At 63.1% G+C, this 18,415-nt stretch carries 13 protein-coding genes; 7 read left to right on the plus strand and 6 right to left on the minus strand.

The genetic code is table 11. The annotated features are described in order from the left end of the window. Nucleotides 1-13: 13 nt before the first annotated feature. The 6 genes from WHX55_RS11815 to WHX55_RS11840 all read right to left on the minus strand — a co-directional run bounded on the left by WHX55_RS11815 (nt 14) and on the right by WHX55_RS11840 (nt 7,457). Nucleotides 14-493 (minus strand): MaoC family dehydratase N-terminal domain-containing protein, encoded by a 480-nt coding sequence (locus tag WHX55_RS11815; protein ID WP_353742672.1) that lies wholly within the window; start codon nt 491-493, stop codon nt 14-16. A gap of 13 nt (nt 494-506) precedes the next feature. Next, the gene (locus tag WHX55_RS11820) at nt 507-2,624 is read right to left on the minus strand and encodes an acetate--CoA ligase family protein (protein WP_353742673.1); all 2,118 of its coding nucleotides are present in this window, start codon (nt 2,622-2,624) and stop codon (nt 507-509) included. 33 nt (nt 2,625-2,657) lie between these two features. Then, nucleotides 2,658-3,416, minus strand: a complete 759-nt coding sequence (locus WHX55_RS11825; protein ID WP_353742674.1) for an SDR family NAD(P)-dependent oxidoreductase — start codon at nt 3,414-3,416, stop codon at nt 2,658-2,660. A gap of 17 nt (nt 3,417-3,433) precedes the next feature. Then, a complete protein-coding gene (locus tag WHX55_RS11830; RefSeq protein ID WP_353742675.1) occupies nt 3,434-4,564 on the minus strand; it encodes an acyl-CoA dehydrogenase family protein in 1,131 nt (376 codons plus the stop codon). Next, complete coding sequence (locus tag WHX55_RS11835; protein ID WP_353742676.1) at nt 4,565-5,593, minus strand: acyl-CoA dehydrogenase family protein; 1,029 nt, start codon at nt 5,591-5,593, stop codon at nt 4,565-4,567. A 118-nt stretch (nt 5,594-5,711) separates the two neighbouring features. Then, nucleotides 5,712-7,457, minus strand: coding sequence for an FAD-dependent oxidoreductase (locus WHX55_RS11840; RefSeq protein WP_353742677.1), 1,746 nt, complete (start codon nt 7,455-7,457; stop codon nt 5,712-5,714). 340 nt (nt 7,458-7,797) lie between these two features. On the opposite strand from WHX55_RS11840, the gene WHX55_RS11845 reads away from it, so the two are divergent. From WHX55_RS11845 to WHX55_RS11875, 7 genes are all read left to right on the plus strand, one after another. Further along, nucleotides 7,798-9,441 carry a DUF1302 family protein gene (locus WHX55_RS11845; RefSeq protein WP_353742678.1) on the plus strand — a complete coding sequence of 548 codons (1,644 nt, stop codon included), beginning with the start codon at nt 7,798-7,800 and terminating at the stop codon, nt 9,439-9,441. Nucleotides 9,442-9,512: 71 nt separating this feature from the next. Next, nucleotides 9,513-10,862, plus strand: coding sequence for a DUF1329 domain-containing protein (locus tag WHX55_RS11850; protein WP_353742679.1), 1,350 nt, complete (start codon nt 9,513-9,515; stop codon nt 10,860-10,862). A gap of 323 nt (nt 10,863-11,185) precedes the next feature. Further along, complete coding sequence (locus WHX55_RS11855; protein ID WP_353742680.1) at nt 11,186-12,298, plus strand: YCF48-related protein; 1,113 nt, start codon at nt 11,186-11,188, stop codon at nt 12,296-12,298. A gap of 57 nt (nt 12,299-12,355) precedes the next feature. Beyond that, nucleotides 12,356-14,881: an MMPL family transporter gene (locus tag WHX55_RS11860; RefSeq protein WP_353742681.1), complete on the plus strand. Its 2,526-nt coding sequence runs from the start codon at nt 12,356-12,358 to the stop codon at nt 14,879-14,881. A gap of 71 nt (nt 14,882-14,952) precedes the next feature. Further along, nucleotides 14,953-15,726: an SDR family oxidoreductase gene (locus WHX55_RS11865; protein ID WP_353742682.1), complete on the plus strand. Its 774-nt coding sequence runs from the start codon at nt 14,953-14,955 to the stop codon at nt 15,724-15,726. Nucleotides 15,727-15,929: 203 nt separating this feature from the next. After that, nucleotides 15,930-17,174 carry a helix-turn-helix transcriptional regulator gene (locus WHX55_RS11870; protein ID WP_353742683.1) on the plus strand — a complete coding sequence of 415 codons (1,245 nt, stop codon included), beginning with the start codon at nt 15,930-15,932 and terminating at the stop codon, nt 17,172-17,174. Between the two features lie 328 nt (nt 17,175-17,502). Further along, nucleotides 17,503-18,354, plus strand: coding sequence for an alpha/beta hydrolase (locus tag WHX55_RS11875; protein ID WP_353742684.1), 852 nt, complete (start codon nt 17,503-17,505; stop codon nt 18,352-18,354). Nucleotides 18,355-18,415 lie beyond the last annotated feature (61 nt).

Raw genomic sequence — 18,415 nt, forward strand, 5'->3', positions numbered from 1 at the left:
TGGTTGGTGCTGTTCATGTGGGCAGTACCTCGTGCTCGTCCATGGGCGGCGGCGGGGGCAGTTCGATGATGGTGCTGCGGGCGATCAGCGCCAGTTGATCGTGTTCGTCGTAGAAACCCGTCTCGCGCACGATCAGGGTCATCTCGCCCTTGGCGCCCCGCTTGCAGGTCACGTCGGCGATATGCGAGCGGACGGTGAATTCCTCGCCGGCCAGCACCGGTCGCAGGTATTCCCATTCATTGCCGCCGGCCAGTACGCGCTTGAGGTCGAGGTTGAGCGGGTTGCCTTCCTGCGGGGGGTGCCAGTGCATGGAGACGGTGCTGAAGGTCGGCGGTGCCGGTGGGGCGCAGAAGCCCTGCCGGCGCGCCGCCTCAGGGTCGAAGTAACAGGCATCGGTACAGAGGATCGCCTTGGCGAACTCGGCGATCTTGCCTTCCTCGACCTTGAAGCGGAACGAGGGGAACTGGTAACCGACCAGGGATTGATCTGCCATCGCGTTCACTCCTTCAGTGCGCCGGCCCGGATGACCCGGCCAGCACCACCAGAGCGTCGGCGGCGAAGACCTTGCCGTCGTCGACCCGGATCGGGTTGATGTCGATTTCGCTGACCTCCTCGAGCTCCAGGGCCAGGTCGCCGACGCCCATCATGATGGTGGCGATCTGCGTCTGTTCCTCGGCGCTGAGGCCACGCCGCCCCTGGACCAGACGACCCTGGAGCAGTTTTCCGAGCGCGACGCGGGCGGTATCGAGCCCGAACGGCGGGCGCAACAGCGTGGTTTCCGCCAGTTGCTCGACCAGTACGCCACCCAGGCCCACCGCCACCATGGGGCCGAACACCGGGTCACGCTGCAAGCCACAGGTCAGTTCCATGCGTGCGGGTACCATCTCCTGCACCAGCACGCCGTCGAGGACGGCATGGGGCGCCCGGCGCCGCACTTCGTCGAACATGTCTCCATAGGCTTCACGCACCGCGTCCGGCCCCTGCAGACCGAGGCGGATGGCGCCCACGTCGGACTTGTGCGGCAGCTGACAGGACATGACCTTGAGCACCACCTTGCCGCCGATGCGCGTCGCCGCCGCGATGGCGTCCTCCTCGCTGTGTACCCACTCTTCGCGGGTGATGGGGATGCCGTACTCGGCGAACAGGCGCTTACCCTGGGCCTCCATCAACACCTGCTCTCCCTGGGGCAACTGCAGGTGCTGCCGCGCGCGCCGGGCACGTTCGGCATCGGGTTCCCGGGCGTGGTCCGCCGCGAGGGACGGTCGCGAGGAGAAACGCTGCAGGGCGGCGAGCGAGCGGGCGATCCTCTGCGGATCGGTGTAGGTCGGCACGCCAGCCTGCTTCAAGGGCTCCACAAGGTCGGTGGACAGCACAGCCATGGGTTTGTTGGTGCGCTGGTAGAGCGCGGCCAGTTCCCTGGCTGCCTCGGTGGCGCGAGCCCAGGTGACCGTGGTGAGCATGTCGACCGAAGGGCTCTGGGCGACCAGGTTCTGCAGTGCGAAAAGTGACTCCTGCTTCACCGCTGCGGTGGTGTCGATGGGGTTGGCCACGCTGCCGAAGAAGGGCGTATGCAGCACACTGAGCATCTGTGCCTGTTCCGCTTCGGGGAAGGTCGGGATATCCAGGCCATTGAGACTGGCTTCGTCGGCCAGCAATACGCCGGTACCGCCGGAGGCAGTCATGATCGCCAGGCGTTTGCCGGACGCCCGGCGACCGTCCTGGAAGATCATGCCCAGATCGAGCATCTCCTCCAGGCTGTGAGCCACGATCACGCCGTACTGTCGGCAGACCGCATCGAATACATCGACGGCACCGACCACCGACGCGGTGTGGCTCATGGCGGCCTTGGCCGCAGCTTCGGAGCGCCCCGCCTTGAGGACCACCAGTGGCTTGTCGAGCGCCTGGGCGCGGCGGGCCGCTTCTATGAATACCTCCGGGTCACGCAGGGTCTCACTGAACGCCAGCAGCACACGAACTTCCGGTCGCTCCACGAGGTAGCGCAAAACGGCCGCGACGTTCACGTCCAGCTCGTTGCCGGTACTGACGAACCAGCCAAGGCGCAGGCCGGTGAGCAGGCCCTTGGTGGTCAGGTAGGAGCCAAAGCCACCGCTCTGGGAAACCAGCGCCACACCGCCGCCCGGCGGCAAAGGTTCGTCCGGGGTCAGGGCGAAGTTGGCCATGACGCCCCCGGCGATGTTCAGGTAGCCGATGCAGTTCGGACCAATCACCCGCACGCCGCCAGCCTTGGCCAGCTCTGCGATGCGCTGCTGCAGGGCGGTTCCTTCGGCACCGGCCTCGGCGAAGCCGGAGGAGAGCAGCGCGACGCCCCCCACGCCCTTGGCCACGGCCTGTTCCATGATGCCTTCGACGGCCTGGCAGGCCACCGCGATGACCACCAGGTCCACGGTTCCCGGTACATCGTGCAGGCTGGCGTAGGCAGGGCTGCCCTGGACGCTGTCGTCCTTGGGATGGATCGGGTAGAGCGCGCCGCCGAAGGCGCGCTTGAGGTTGGCGAACAGCAGGCCGCCGAAGCTGTAGAGGTTGTTGGAGGCGCCAACCAGGGCGATGGAGCGAGGTGCCAGCAGGCGATCGAGATCGGGAGCTGCAGTGTCGATACGAGTCATTGTCGTTGTCCTGTTCCGTGGTGGTTTGCGCGCTTAGCGCACCATCATCGAGCCGCCATCCACCGACAGAACCTGGCCGGTGACGTAGGAGGACTCTTCGCTGACGAGATAGAGGAAGGCCGGGGCTATCTCATCGGGCTCGGCCGAGCGCCGCAGCGGGTGCTGTTTGAGCGCTGCCGCATGGGCTTCGGCGAATTTCGGGTCGTTCATGATGGTCTTGGTCATCTCGGTGGCCGCCGCCGGAGCGATGGCATTGACCAGGATGTTGTACTTGCCCAGCTCGCGGGCGGCGGTGCGCACCATGCCGAGCATCGCGGACTTGGCAGCGGCGTAGTTGATCTGGCCGATGGAGCCGTTCTGCGCAGTGGAGGAAGTGACGAAGACGATGCGTCCCCACTGGCGTTCGATCATGTCGTGGACCACCGCCTGCAGCCAGTAGAAGGAACCGTGCATGTGCACATCGATCACCTGGTGCCACTCGGCGCCGGTCATCTTGTGCAGCATGGCCGGACGGGTGATGCCAGCGTTGTTCACCAGGATATCGATGGGGCCGAGCTCGGCCTTGATGATGGCGGCGGCGGCGTTGACGTCGACCTGGTTGGCAATGTCGCAGCGCACGAACAGGGCTTTGCCGCCCTCGGCATGGATCAGCGCGGCGGTTTCTTCACCGCCACTGACGTTGATGTCGACTATGGCCACGCTGGCGCCTTGCGCCGCATAGCAGCGGGCCACGGCGCGACCGATTCCTTGTGAAGCGCCGGTGATTACGGCGACGCGATTGTTCAAACGCATGATGGGGCTCCTTGTGGTCAGCGCGGCATGTCGAGCATGCGGGCGAGGATGTTCTTCTGGATTTGCGAGGACCCGCCGTAGACGCTGACCGGGCGCGAGGTGAAGTACTCGGCCAGCCAGCGGGGGGCATTGCCGGTCAGGGCGTCGGCGCCGAGTACGTCGAGCGCGACATGCAGGGTGTACTGGGCGGCCTTGGACCAGAGCAGCTTGCCCACTGAGCCTTCCGGCCCCGGGTCGCGTCCGGCCAGGCGCAGCGACAGTTGCTGCGCCACGTTCAGGCTCAGCGCTTCGATGTCCACATGGGCGCGCGCCAGCTTATGGCGGGTGCTGGTATCGGCGAGCAGGCCGCGTTCGGCGGCGATCTGTTCGATCTCGTGCAGTTGGCGACGCAGCGCGGAAATCGAGCCGGTGTCGGAAGCGCCACGTTCGTAGGACACCGTCGTCATCGCGATGCGCCAGCCGTCGCCTGGCGCGCCGATGCGCTGGCTCGCAGGAATGCGCACATCATCGAAGAACACCTCGGCGGTTTCCGGTTCGCCGCTGTGCAATACGATCGGCTTGACGGTGATGCCGGGTGCATCGAGCGGGGTCAGCAGGCAGGAGATGCCCTTGTGCTTGGCCGCATTGCTGTCGGTGCGTGCCAGCAGCAGGCACCAGTCGGCCTGCAGTGCGCCGCTGGTCCACATTTTCTGGCCGTTGACCACGTAGTGGTCGCCGTCCTGCTCGGCGCGGGTGCGCAGCGAGGCCAGGTCGGAGCCGGCACCGGGTTCGCTGAAACCCTGGCACCACTGCACCTCGCCACTGAGCAGGGTGGGCAGAAAGTGTTGCTTCTGCTCCTCGGTACCGTAGGTGAAGATCGCCCGCCCAAGGTAGTTCACCATCGCCGGCAGGCGAGGCGAATCGGCGCGGCCCGCTTCGTCATTGAGAATGGCGTCGAAAGTTGCGGACAGCCCCTGGCCACCGTACTCCTTCGGCCAGTTCAGGCCGATGTAGCCGCTGGCGTAGAGTGCCTTGTGCCAGCTCTTGCTTAGCACGCGCAGGCCTTGCGGGTCGGTGACTTCGCGCCAGTTGGCGGGAGTGTTGTGCTTGAACCACTCGCGCAGTTCGAGGCGGAATCCGGCCTCTTCGGGGGTATCTCGGTAGTCCATTCAGCGTGCTCCCAGTCGGGCGTCGGCGATCTGCTGCAATTGATGGGACTCGCCGCCGAACAGTCGGGCGTCGAGCAGGGCGCGGCGGGTGTAGACGTGGGCGATGTGCTCCCAGGTCTGGCCGATGCCGCCGTAGACCTGCATCACCGCTTCGGTCACCGGCAGTGCCACGGAAGAGGCGTAGGCCTTGGCGGTGCGGGCGGCCAGCAGTGCCTCGTCGGCGTCCAGTTGGTCCACCGCCCAGGCGGCGTAGCAGGTAATGCTGTGGGCGGCCTGGGCCTGGACGAGCATTTCCGCGCACAGGTGCTGGATGGCCTGGAAGCTGCCGATCAGTGCCCCGTACTGCACGCGCTCCTTGGTGTAGGCCACTGCACCGGCATGGGCGCCGTTGAGTGCGCCGACGATGTCCGCCGCCACGGTGGTCAGGGCCAGGGCGTACCAGCGTTTGAGGGCGTCGGCGTCTATCGGTTGGCCGAGCACCTGCGCTGCGTCATGCGCAGTGCGAAGGTGCAATACGGCGCGGGTCAGGTCGGCCGGGGCGTGGCCCGCAGCAAAACCCTGTTGCAGGCTGATACGCACCAGGCGGCCATCGGCCAGGCCCAGGGCATAGTCGGCGCCTTCGCAATCCCAGGCGATGCAGCCGACTTCGTCGGGGGCGGCCAGACGCTCCAGAGTGCGGTCCAGCAGCAGCGCATAGCGGGTTTCACCGGCGGCGAGTTCTTCAATCAGTTCGTACGGAGCGTCTGCCTGGGCGAGCAGCTCGCTGGCCAGTACGGCTGAGGCGAAGGGCTGGGGGACCAGGGTTTCGCCCAGGGCCTGGGCGGCGATCATGACTTCCACGCCGGAGGCGAGGGGCGTGCCGTTGTCACGCATGCGCAGGCCGAGCAGGCCCACTTCGGTGAGTTTCTGCCAGTCCCGTTGGGCGTCGCGGGTCTGGAGATCATGCGGGTTGGCGATGCCAATGGACTGCGCCAGGCGTTTGGCCGAGTTTTCAAACATCTGCTGTTCGTCGTTGAATAGCGCGAGCACGGGTGGGCTCCTTCTTTGAGTCGTGGATGGGGCGACTGCGAGGTATCTGGTACTTGTTGCCCATGCCGGACTCATTTTTCATGAGCCCTGGCCTGGGTGTCATGCCGCAAATGCAGTACTAGACGCGGGCCACAGACGGCGTGGTGGCTGCGAATTGCGTGGAGCGGGCAATGTGGTTGGCCGCGCGGTAGCCGAATGTGAGAGCGGGGCCGAGTGTGCCGCCCGCGCCGGGATAGGAGTCCGCCGTCACCGCGCCCGAGGCGTTGCCGATGGCGTAGAGGCCGGGGATCGGGCGACCCTCGACGTCCAGTACGTTGGCGTCGCGATCGACTTTCAGGCCGCCCTTGGTGCCGAGGTCGCCGAGGTCGACGCGAATCGCGTAATAGGGCGCCCGGTCGAGCGCGCCCAAACTCGGATTCGGCTGGTGCCGGGGGTCGCAGTAGAAGCGGTCGAAGCTGTGGTGACCGCGATTGAAATCGAGGTCGACGCCGGTCTTGGTGTAATCGTTGAAGACCGACACTGTATTTTCCAGGGTGGCGGGATCGATAGCGATCTTGTGGGCCAGTTCGCCAATGGAACCGGCGCGGTAGAGCACACTGTCCCACCACTCGGGAGGCAGGCTTGCGTCCGGCATGATCGAGCCGGGCATGATCCGGCCGAGGATGTTCTTCTTGCGATAGTTGGCATCGAAGATGAACCAGCAGGGTGTATTTGCGCCGGTGCTGGCGCCGTCCTTGATCATCGCGTGGCCGAAGTCGTTATAGGACATGGCCTCGTTGGCGAAGCGCCGGCCCTGGCGATTGACGCAGAGGCTGTGGGCGTAGCTGCGTTCGATGAAAAGCGCACTGCGCATGTTCACGTTCGGCGTGTCCGCCGCCGGGATGCGTACGGTCGGCGCCCACCAGGCTTCGTGGAGGAACTCGGTGTCCGCGCCGATGTTCTGGCCGGCAATCAGCGCATCGCCGGTGTTGTTGTGCATGGGCGTCACGCTCCACTCCACCAGTGTCTGGCCCGGCAGGTGGGCGGTGCGCAGCGGCTGGCTCTGTTCGAAACCGCCGGATGCGACGATCACCGCCCGGCTGGCCAGGATGCGGTACTCGTTGCAGTTCTGGCTGACGACCGCTCCCTGGACGACGCCATTCTCGACAATGAAATGCTCCAGGCGGGTGTTGAGCAGCAGCTCAACCCCGCGTTCCTGCAGACCGATGCGCAGACCGGCGATGAGGGCGCTGCCCATGGTGACGCGCCGATCACGGCGGGTCTTCAGGCGCCAGCCGATGTCCGACCAGTAGTTCCAGATCAGTGAGAAAATCTTGCGCTTCCAGCCCGTGGCGCGGGCGCCCAGCAATTGGCCGTCGTAGTAGTCCAGAGCGATGCGACCGAACAGTTTGGCGCCCATGTCGGCTTCACGCAGGGCAAAGAAGTCATCTCCCAGCACTCCGGCATCCACTGGCTCGACGAACATGGTGCGGCCGTTGTCCGAGGCGCCCGGCAGGTGCTGGCAGTAATCGGCGTAGCCGGTGACGGCGTTGTACTTCACCCCGATTTGCTGGCGCATGTACTCGACCATTTCCGGTGCCGAGTCGAGATAGGCACGAAGCTTCCCTTCCGGGACCCGACCCTTGGTGCAGGCCCTGAAGTAGGTCAGCGCCTGTTCGTAGTTGTCCTGCCCCTGGATTCCTGAGTTGTTGGGGATCCAGATGCCGCCCCCGGACAACGCGGAGGTACCGCCGTAGCGATCACTCTTCTCAATGACGATGACCTTCAGCCCGAGGTCATGGGCACGGTTGGCGGCGAGCAGGGCGCCCGCCCCGGAACCGACCACCAGGACCGCGCAGTGCTTGTCCTCGACGAATGCATTCATGGCATGCGATCTCCGTTGTCACGCGCCATCGGGGGCGCTTTCCTGTTCTGGGGAGCGAAGGCCGCCGCCGGTTTTCGGTGGCGCTGCTTCGATGCACATAGGTTGATCGCGATGCCTCTACGTAATCATCAACCGTATGCAGTAGATGAGCTCATTCGTTGAGCACGATGCAGACATGCGGGGAGAATTTATTTTATTGGCTACTGCAAACGGTTGATGTTGGCACTGGGTCGTTGTGTTGAAACTGGCTCCGAAGTCGCGGCCCGGGGAACCGGCCAGGGCTGTCATCAGGACAAGTTGAACAAAAAACAAAACCAGACTTGGACTTGCGGAGCACAACATGCACAAGACAGAGAAGGCTGCGACCCTTGGTGGTCGCAGGCTATTGGCGCCGATGCTGTTGCTCGGTGCAGTGGCCAGCCCCTTGACCCATGCCATATCCATCGATACCGGCAATCCCGACCTGCAGATCAACTGGACCACGGACTTGCGTCTTGGGCTTGGGTGGCGCGCGGAGTCGATCGACTCGCATATCGGCGACGATCCCACCAACCAACAGTCTGATTACTCCACCCACAGCGGCGATATGTGGAAGCGGCGCCTCGATGTGCTGACCGAGATGGACGTCATCTACAAGGGCGATTATGGCGTTCGCGTCAGTGCCACGGGTTGGTACGACAACGCTTACGACGATCATGACCTGAAGGGCAATCCCGACCTGCCAGGGATCTCCGCTTACGCCGACGGCAAGCTTTCGCGGCAGGCGCAGCGATACTACAACGGCCCGTCTGGCGAGATTCTCGACGCATTCGTGTTCGGTACCTTCAATCTGGGCAGCATCCCTGTGTCGGTGAAGGCAGGCCAGTACGCGCTGATTTGGGGCGTATCCCAGGTCAATGGCAGTGACGCGATTTCCTGGAGCCAGCAGCCGGCCAACTTCCAGAAGGGGGCGGAGATCCCCGGAGCTTCGCCGAAGGAGCTGGCTTTGCCGCTACCGCAGCTGTCGTTCCAGAGCCAACTGAGTGACACGGTTTCCCTGTCCGGCTACTACCACCTGGATTGGAAGCCGAACCGGCAGAGCGAGGGCGGTACCTTCCTGGGCGGACCAGACTTTTTGTATGACGACGATGGCCGGATATTTGTGGCTTCCGCGCCCGGCTTCGGCAATATCTACATCAACCAGGGCAACATCATCGAACCTGATGACAAGCAGAACGGCAATTTTGGCATGCAGTTGAGCCTGAGTCCGGACTGGTACGGCGGCACCGTCGGTCTGGTGTATCGCCATCTGGACGAGATGCAGCCGTGGCCGGTCAATTTCGCGGTTGACCCGAGCGAAATCACTGGCCTGCGCTTCCATCAGGTGTACAACCGTGGTGTCGACCTTTTCGGCGCCTTCACCAACTTCAGTTGGCAGGACATCAGTTGGGGGGCAGAGGTTTCCTATCGCCGTGGCACTGCGCTGGATAGCACCGGGGGGCCGCTGCCAAATGGCAGCCTCGACGGTGCGACCGGCAATACCTGGCATGCCCTGCTCAATACCCAGGCGTCGATGCCAGTGTTGCCGTTGTACGACACCGGGGTCGTGGTTGCGGAGCTCTCCTACACCTATCTGGACAAGGTGACGCACAATCAATCTGTCTACAACGAGTGTGTCGACGACCTGGACGGCCCTGGCTGCGGCAGTCGCGACGCCAGCAGCTTCTCGTTGATCCTGCTGCCAACCTGGTTGCAGGTACTGCCTGGCGTCGACCTGACCGGCAGCCTGATCTTGGCCGGCTACGGCCTGCACGGCAATTCACCGGTCCCGACAGGGTCTGCGGAGCGCGCATATGCCTGGTCGACCGGCGTCACTGCCGACATCAACATGCGGTACAAGGTTGGCCTCCTCTACTCGGATGCCGGAGATGCCGAAGAGCGCCTCGGTGCGATGGGCAGTACGGACCGCGGTCGTATCACCCTGACTTTCCAAACCAGTCTGTAAGGTCCTTGCGCCCCGGCGGGGCGGGAGGGGTTGCGCGTGCTCGTGGGGGCGCGCCCAAAGAGGAGAAAAAGATGAAAATCAGTCAAGTCGCCTTGTCATTTGCGTTGTCCCTGCCGCTGTCGATGTCTGCTCTGGCCACTGTTTCCACCGAGGAAGCCGCGCAGCTCGGTGGTGACAAACTGACCGGTATCGGCGCCGAGCGGGCGGGAAGTGCCGATGGCAGCATTCCGGCCTGGACGCCGAACTGGAAGGGGCCGGACATGCCCCAGGCGGGCGGGATCTACCCCGATCCCTTTCCCGGCGAAAAACCGCAGTACAGCATCAGTGCGGCCAACATGGCGCAGTATGCGGACAAGCTCAGCGAGGGCACCAAGGTGCTGCTCTCCCGCTGGCCGGACTTCAAGGTCGAGGTCTATAAGAGTCATCGGGTAGTCGACTTCCCCGATTGGCTGAAGGAAGACACCGCCAAAAACGCCACCCGCGTGCAGAACACGAGCGACGGCTCCGATCTGAACGGCGCCATGGGGGGCTATCCGTTCCCGATTCCCAAGAGCGGCGCCGAGGTGATCTGGAATCACAACCTGCGCTACTACGGACCGGCCTATCGCTCCACGTTCTCGGGTTATCTGATCGACTCGTCGGGTAATCGCGTCATGACCCATGAGTTGGAGAACTATACGGAGTCGCCTTATCACGAGCGCCCGGATGAACCTGCCCAGTACTTCCAGCGCCGTCTGAGCACCTATATCGGTCCGCCGCGCAGCGTGGGTGAAAAGTCGCTCAACTATATGGTGACGAACTTCAAGAAGGATGGGCGCAACAAGAACTGGATCTACAACCAGGGGCAGCGTCGTGTGCGCCTGACTCCGGACTTCGGCTACGACATCCCGATGGCCATGGCCGGCGGGGCGTATTTTTTCGACGAGCTCGGGATGTGGGAGGGGCAACTGGACCGCTTCGACTTCAAGCTGGTTGGCAAGAAAGAGATGCTGGTTCCGTACAACAACTACAAGTTCATCATGCATAGCTCGCCCGAGCTGGCCTATGGCAAGCAGTTTGCCAACCCTGATCTGGTTCGCTGGGAACCCCATCGTGTCTGGGTAGTAGAGGCGACGCTGAAGCCGGGAATGCGCCATGCACAGAGTAAGAAGGTGTTCTACGTGGATGAGGACAGCTGGTCGATCGTTCTCTACGAGGGCTACGACCAGGCCGGGAAGATGATGCGTTCAGCCCAGGGCCTCCTGACCTACGACTGGAATACCAAGTCCGTGCCTAACACGCCGATGATCATCTACGACTTGGGAAAGGGGCAGTACGGCAGCTCCATGCATCTGGCGGGTGGTTCTGGTTACATTCGTATTCCGCGCTGGCCCAACAGCAAGATGACACCGGACTCCATGGCGGGCAGCGGCATTCGTTGAATGCGCGGTGGCATCGACATCCGGTGCCACACCCCGTCACCTCCTCAGCGACACCGGCCGGTGTCGCTTTTTTATGTGCGCCGCCTGGCCGGGCTCATCGTATCTACCCGTGCCGCGGGCCTGCGCCTGGACGGTCTTTCCAGTTTCCATTCGCCCGGTTGACCAATACGCGTTTTTTTTCAAGGCCTACTACAGATGGGGCATGCCGGGCAGCAGGTTTTTCCCGAGACTGAAGTCATGCCTGACCGGGCTGTCGCCGGGTCAAAGGGCAAAGCAGCAAGCTGAACAATAACAACAGCAGACTTGATCTTGCGGAGAACAACATGTGTGCAAAGAGGACTGCCTTTGCCAGTTCGGGTATCACCTCAACGGGCCTGAAGCTGGCGTCAGGGGCAATGCTGGCACTGGCATTATCCCTGTCCGCGCTCTCCGTGACCGCCAAGAGCTTCGTCGATCCCCTTGATCAGCCGGCCAGTACGGTACTCCAGGCCGCGCAGAAACCCCTGCGGGATATCGTCAATACCGGCAAGCGCCTGATCGCGGTCGGCGACAACGGGCTGATCATTTTTTCCGACGACCAGGCAGGCACTTGGCGCCAGGCGCAGGTCCCGGTCAGCGTCGACTTCAATGCGGTGCATTTCGCCGACGAGCAGCACGGCTGGGCGGTCGGCCACGGCGCAGTCATCCTCCACAGCAGCGATGGCGGCGAGACCTGGACGAAGCAGCTCGACGGGCGCCAGCTCGAGACCCTGGTTGTCGATTACTTCAAGAACAAGTCCGGCCTGGAGCCTGCGCAAGCCGAAAGCTACCTGTCCGCAATCCTCTCCATGAGCCGGCCGGGCCCCGGCCAGTTCTTCATGGGCGTGTGGTTCGACGAGTCTGGCAGCAACGGCTTTGCCGTCGGCCCCTTCGGTCTGATCGTCGGCAGCCACGATGGCGGCAAGACCTGGCAGCCCTGGAATACCCGGATCGACAACAACGACCTGCTGCACCTGACCGCCATCGGCGAGGTGGGCGGGCGACTGTTCATCACCGGCGAGCGTGGCCATGTCTGGAGCCTGGACCCCGGCACGGGTCGCTTCAGCGCTCTGCAGACAGGTTACGAGGGCACCCTGTTCGGTATCACCGGTGGTCAGGGGGCGCTGTTGGCCTATGGGCTGCGCGGCCATGTGTTCCGCAGTGCCGATGAGGGGCACACCTGGTCCCCGGTGAAGAGTGATTTAACTACCGGGGTGGTCGCCGGTGCCGCCCTGTCTGGTCGAGGAGTGGTGCTGGTCAGCCAGTCCGCGCAGGTAGCCATGAGCCGCGATCAAGGGGGCACTTTCACGGCACTCGACATCCAGCGCCCAAGCCTGTTTTCCGGGGTGGTGGGGGTGTCCGACCACCAGTTGGCACTGGTTGGCCTGAATGGCGTCACCACCATGAATCTCAAGTAGAGCCGGGCCGGAAGGGGAGCGCGTGCTCAATCGGGCCTGACTCAGAGGAAAGACAAAATGGCCAAATCCCAGGATAACAATGCGACACCGGTAATGCAGGATCGCGCTCAGTTCGATGTCCGCTCCGGAAACTTCATCGAGCGACTGATCTTCAACAATCGCCTGTTCTTCGTGTTGCTATGTTTTATTCTCACGGTGCTGCTGGGCTACAAGGCCACCGACCTGCGCATCAACGCGAGCTTCGAGCGAATGATGCCGAGCTCCCATGAGTTCATCCGCAACTACCTGAACAACAAGATAGACCTCGCGGCATTGGGCAACTCCGTACGCGTCATGGTGGAGAACCCGCGCGGGTCCATCTATGACCCCGCCTACCTGCAGGCGCTCCAGGAGATCAACGACAAGATCAACCTGGCGCCCGGGGTTGACCGCGCCTGGATGCGTTCGCTGTGGATGCCGGCGGTACGCTGGAACGAGGTCACCGAGGTTGGCATGGAAGGCGGCCCGGTCATGCCTAACGACTACGACGGTTCGCCTGAGCAGCTGCAGCAGCTGCAGGCGAACGTGTTGCGCGGCAACCTGATCGGCGACCTGGTGTCCCTGGACATGCGCTCCTCGGTAATCCAGGTGCCATTGATAGACAAGGATCCGGTCACCGGTGACGCGTTTGACTACCGGCAGTTCGCGACCTTCCTGGAGAAAGAGATTCGTGGGCAGTACGAGGTGCCTGGTGCCGATGGCCAGCCCAAGGTGCGTGTCCATATCATCGGCTTCGCCAAACTGGTGGGCGACCTGATCGACGGACTGACGCTGGTCATGGGCTTCTTCGCCGCCTCAGCCGTGATCGTGGCGCTGATCATCTTTGGCTACACCCACTGCCTGCGCAGCACATTGCTGCTGCTGATGGCTTCGCTTGGCAGCGTGGTCTGGCTGCTCGGTCTGATGCAGCTGCTGGGTTACCAAATCGATCCTTACTCCATCCTGGTACCGTTCCTGATCTTCGCTATTGGCATGTCCCATGGCGCCCAGAAGATGAACGGAATCATGCAGGACATCGGCCGTGGCACCGACAAGTATGTGGCCGCCCGCTATACCTTTCGCCGCCTGTTCATCGCCGGGCTGTCGGCCCTGCTGGCCAACGTCTTCGGCTTCGCCGTCCTGATGGTGATCGACATCCCGGTGATCCGCGACCTGGCCATTACCACCAGCATCGGTGTCTGCGTGCTGATCTTCACGCAGCTGATTATGGTGCCAGTGATGCTCTCCTACCTGGGCGTCAGCCAGTCGGCGGCACGGCGCAGCGTACGCAACGAAGTCGAGGGCGCGCGGGCAGGCGGTGGCCGGTTTTTCGAAGCCATCGGCACGCGGATGGTGAAATGCACCAGACCGGGACATGCCCATGTGCTGGTACTGCTGTCGCTGCTGGTGGGCATCGGCGCTTACCAGGTGCGTTCCGGGCTGCAGATCGGCGATCTGGATGCCGGGGCACCGGAGCTTCGTCCCGAGTCTCGTTACAACCGTGACGTGGCGTTCTTCAACCAGAGTTTTGGCCGCTCCACCGATCAGTTCGCCGTGATCGTCAAGACCAGGCCGGGCGGCTGCTCCACCTTCGAGACCCTGACCGAGCTCGACCGCCTCGCCCAGATGTTGCGCGACGTACCCGGCGTGCAGTCGGTCGCCAGCCTGGCCAGTTCCGTGCGCTTCATCAATGCCAGCTATGGCGAGGCGAACCCGAAGTGGATGAGCATCCCGCGCCAGGATGAAGTGGCGGCACAGGCCTCACAGATCGCATCCGTGCAATCGCCGGAGCTGGCCAACTTCAGCTGTTCTGTATCGCCGGTCATCGCCTATCTGTCCGACCACCGCGCCGGGACGCTGCAGGGCGTGGTGGACGCCGTAAAAACCTTTGCAGTGAAACACAACAGCGACGACCGCCAGTTCCTGCTGGCGGCGGGTCCTGCAGGCATCGAAGCCGCGACCAATCAGGTCGTTGCCGACGCCAGCCTGACGGTACTGCTGTTGCTCTACGCTTCGGTGGTGCTGCTCTGCCTGATCGCTTTCCGCAGCTGGCGCGCTGTGCTGGTGGCGCTGATACCGCTGATCATCACTTCGCTGCTGTGCGAAGCACTCATGGTGGTAATGGGGATCGGTGTGAAGATCGCGACCTTACCGGTCATTGCCCTGGGGGTGGGCGCCGGCGTGGACTATGCCCTCTACCTGATCAGCGTACAGCTGACCCTGCAACGGCGCGGTGCGAGTCTGGAAGAGGCCTATGCCGGCGCCCTGCGCTTTACTGGCAAGGTCGTAGCACTGGTCGGTTTGACACTGGCGACCGGTGTGCTGACCTGGGTGTTCTCGCCGATCAAGTTCCAGGCCGACATGGGCATCCTGCTGACCTTCATGTTTCTCTGGAACATGCTCGGGGTTCTCGTGCTGACTCCGGCGCTGTCGTACTTCCTGCTGCGTGGTGAGACTCGCCAGCCGGCGGTCGACAAGGTTGCAGAGCAGGCCGTAGCTGACGCGGAACGATCCGCACAGTCCCTCAAGGAAGCGGGGCGTCAGTCGGCCTTGACCGGCCGCTAGCAAGACGTTTCGCAACCGGTGGGCGATGTCGCTCCCCGGGCAAAGTCAACAATGACAACAAGGTACCTGTTATGACCCTTGCATCTCGCTTCCAGAACAAGAACATCATCGTTACCGGCGGTGCGTCCGGTATTGGCCGGGCGACCGTGATCCGACTGGTGTCCGAAGGGGGCACGGTGCTTGCCGTTGACCTCGACGAGGCTGGCCTGCAGGAAACCCTGGCGCAGGCCAATGCGCTGGAGAAGGGTGGCCGGGCGTTCGCGGCAAGGCTGTCGATCACCGACGAACAGGCGGTGCGCAGCACGGTGCAGAACTTCGCCCAGGAACACGGCAGTCTGGATGTGCTGGTCAACATGGCGGGGGTGCTGTGCTCCACGCATACCACCGACACCTCCTTCGAAGACTTCATGCGGGTCGTCCAGACCAACCTGGGCGGTACCTTCCTCTTCTGCCGTGAAGCCTTGCCCTTCCTTCTGGAAAGCAAGGGCAACATCGTCAACGCGGCCTCCACCTCGGCCTTCTTCGGCCATGCCTACATGGCCGCCTACTCGGCCAGCAAGGGCGGTGTGGCAGCGCTGACCCAGGCGCTCTCGCGCGAGTACATCAAGCGTGGTGTACGCGTTAACGCCGTGGCGCCGGGCGGGATTGCCACGCCTATGGTGGCGGCTCAGGCGCAGAGCTTCCCGCCCGGAGCCGATCTCTCCCTGTACATGCACCTGACTCGCCCGGATCGAAAACTGGGTGAGCCTCAGGAGGTGGCGGGTGCGATTGCCATGCTGGCGTCTGCCGACGGCGCTTTCGTCAATGGGGCGATCCTGCGAATCGATGGCGGCACTCACGGTTGATGGGGGTGGTGAGCTGACTCAGTCCGGTTGCACCAGTTGCAATCGTTGCGTCATGGGTATCTATGACCCCAACGGAGTGCGCTGTGTGCTGAACGCACCGAATGACCCGACCCTGGCGAGGCGACCAGCGGCAGATTGACCATAAGATCAGTTAGGCGTAAATAATTTCAAACTAACAAAAACAATAACAGGAGGTTAATGAGATGCATGCCGTGAAAATGCCTCGTGCAGGCGCAAGCTCCAGACTCGACCTGATTGAAATTTTGAACACTCTTCCCTCTACCATACCCCGCCCGGAGCTGGCCGCGCTGACGGCCGAGGACCTGGCTGTCGAAGCCGCGCTCGGGATTGTCGACCAGAGTCGCATGATCCTCTCGATCTACCAGGGGGTACTGGGTCGAGAGCCTTGGCGCGAAACGACCCAGCACCTGGGCGCCTATATGTCGTCCACTGCGATCATGGTGATTCGGCCATCTTCCAGCACGGATCTTGGCTTTCTGGTCTGCCATCCCCGCCATCCGGAAATCGAGCATGCCTATCGTGCCCATTTCTGGACTCAGGATCCGTTTCTCGAGATACCCATCGATCAGGTGCTCACTATCGATGAGCACCTCGGGGCGGACAATTGGCTTTCCTCGGAGTTCTATCAGCGCATTATCGGCGAGGGCGGAGCGCGTTACGGCCTGGGCATCAACATAGTCTCCGAGAATGGCACCTTGTGCCGTATCCGCCTGTACCGCCTGCCCGAGCAACCCGCGTTCACCCAGGTGGACAAGGATCGCCTGCGCGAGCTGGTTGCTCATTTCCGGAAGGCGTTGAGCCTGGCGGCCCGGCTCGAGTGCCAAGCGACGCAGAGCGAGTTGTACGAAGGGGCACTGGACCGGCTGCACATTGGTGCGATCGTGCTCGACGAGAATCAAAAGGTGCTGCGCTGCAACCATGTGGCCCAGTCGCTGCTCAATGACAGCGATGGCCTGAAGCGGGCGGGAAATGGTGTGGAAGCCTACTACCGCAACGAGCGCAGCATGCTCCAGGAGCTCATCAACTCGGCGGGCCCGGCGGCGCAGGTGATGTCCATCTCCCGGGCTTCCGGCAAACGCAAGCTGGGGCTGGTGGTCAGGAGCATCCCCCTGCGCGAGGGGTCCGAAGGTAAAGGTCGCCCGGCCTGGATGATCTTCGTCTGTGACCCGGATGCACAAACCACGGCGCCGCGTGAAATCATGCGCCAGGTGTTCGAGTTCACCCCCGCCGAAGCGAACCTGGCGATGGAGCTGGCCAACGGGCTGTCGCTGGACGAGGCGGCAGAGTTGCTGGGTATCCGGCGTAACACCGCGCGCACGCACCTGCGCGCGATCTTCGCCAAAGCCGGGGTGACTCGGCAGGCGGAGCTGGTCAGGCTGGTGCTCAATGGGGTGATCTGCCTTTCGACTCCCAGCCCGGCGGGCTAGCGGGTAGACGGGGGCGACACGGCGTCAACTTCGGCCCGCGCCCGCCTGCATACAACCACCTCGCAGTATCGGCAAGGACGCGGTGCGCGCGCTCACGCGCACCGCTGCCATGACCAATCCCTTCATCTCGAAATCCCGTCCCCGAGGTTATCGGCCAGCAGGGCAGGGCTTCCCTGTCCGGTTGGCAGCCGCCGTCGATGAACTGCTCCTGGCATTGTCCGGTGGCTTTTCGCAGCGAACTAAATTTGAACGTCTACTGCATGCGGATCATGCGCAGCGCGCGGTTGCCGCAGCATAGTCAGGCCATAACAACATGTGGAGAACGGTTATGTCCTTGCAAGCAGAAACTTCTCGATCACCGATTCCGGTGGGCCATTTCATCGAGGTCGGTGATTCCTATCGCCTGCATTGTCACGAAGTTGGCCAAGCCTCGGCGGAGCGCCCGACGCTGGTCTTCCTGCACGGCAGTGGTCCAGGCGCGAGCGGTTACAGCAACTTCCACCTGAATTTCCCGTTCTTCGCCGAGCAGGGCTTTCACGTGCTGATCCCGGATCTCCTGGGTTACGGGCTTTCGGACAAGCCGCAAGACATCCACTACACCTCCACCTTGCAAGTGGAGCTGCTGCACGAGCTGCTGAGCAAGAAGAACGTGCACCGTACGGTGCTGATCGGCAATTCCATGGGGGGGGCCATCGCCTTCCAGTACGGCCTGACCTACCCGCAGCAGATCAGCAAGCTCGTGGTAATGGGCCCGGGCGGGGTCGAGGAGCCTGCATTATGGGCCGCCCAGATGAGCGGGCTGCGCTGCATGGGCGCCTTGATCCAGGGGCGCAAGACCGATCGCGAGTCCTTTCGTGAGCTGCTGCATCACATAGTTGCCTCGCCGCAGACGATCACTGAGGACGTAATCGATTCGCGCCTGCCGATCTGGCTCGAACAGCCCCTGGCGGTGTACGCCACGATAAAGGTCGAGGTGCTCACCGAACGCCTGGCCGAGCTGAAGATGCCAGTGCTGTGCCTGTGGGGGCAGAAGGACAACTTCCTGCCGGTGCGCCATGCCCTGATCGTCGCGGAGCAGGTCGAGGATGTGCGGGTGGTGATCTCCGGCCGCTCCGGGCACTGGTTCATGCTCGAGGAACCGGACTACTTCAACCGGGAAGTGCTGGATTTCCTCGGCTGAGTCAGGGGGTGCTCGCCAGTCGGGGAGCACGTGATGGAGCTCGTCTCCGTTGCTAGCGCAA

This window comes from Pseudomonas fluorescens (assembly GCF_040448305.1).
Taxonomy (GTDB): domain Bacteria; phylum Pseudomonadota; class Gammaproteobacteria; order Pseudomonadales; family Pseudomonadaceae; genus Aquipseudomonas; species Aquipseudomonas fluorescens_BH.

Bases quoted from the DNA above. Each gene is read 5' to 3' on its own strand.
- WHX55_RS11815 (WP_353742672.1), bottom strand. From the start codon at position 493: ATGGCAGATCAATCCCTGGTCGGTTACCAGTTCCCCTCGTTCCGCTTC.
- WHX55_RS11820 (WP_353742673.1), bottom strand. From the start codon at position 2,624: ATGACTCGTATCGACACTGCAGCTCCCGATCTCGATCGCCTGCTGGCA.
- WHX55_RS11825 (WP_353742674.1), bottom strand. From the start codon at position 3,416: ATGCGTTTGAACAATCGCGTCGCCGTAATCACCGGCGCTTCACAAGGA.
- WHX55_RS11830 (WP_353742675.1), bottom strand. From the start codon at position 4,564: ATGGACTACCGAGATACCCCCGAAGAGGCCGGATTCCGCCTCGAACTG.
- WHX55_RS11840 (WP_353742677.1), bottom strand. From the start codon at position 7,457: ATGAATGCATTCGTCGAGGACAAGCACTGCGCGGTCCTGGTGGTCGGT.
- WHX55_RS11845 (WP_353742678.1), top strand. From the start codon at position 7,798: ATGCACAAGACAGAGAAGGCTGCGACCCTTGGTGGTCGCAGGCTATTG.
- WHX55_RS11850 (WP_353742679.1), top strand. From the start codon at position 9,513: ATGAAAATCAGTCAAGTCGCCTTGTCATTTGCGTTGTCCCTGCCGCTG.
- WHX55_RS11855 (WP_353742680.1), top strand. From the start codon at position 11,186: ATGTGTGCAAAGAGGACTGCCTTTGCCAGTTCGGGTATCACCTCAACG.
- WHX55_RS11860 (WP_353742681.1), top strand. From the start codon at position 12,356: ATGGCCAAATCCCAGGATAACAATGCGACACCGGTAATGCAGGATCGC.
- WHX55_RS11865 (WP_353742682.1), top strand. From the start codon at position 14,953: ATGACCCTTGCATCTCGCTTCCAGAACAAGAACATCATCGTTACCGGC.
- WHX55_RS11870 (WP_353742683.1), top strand. From the start codon at position 15,930: ATGCATGCCGTGAAAATGCCTCGTGCAGGCGCAAGCTCCAGACTCGAC.
- WHX55_RS11875 (WP_353742684.1), top strand. From the start codon at position 17,503: ATGTCCTTGCAAGCAGAAACTTCTCGATCACCGATTCCGGTGGGCCAT.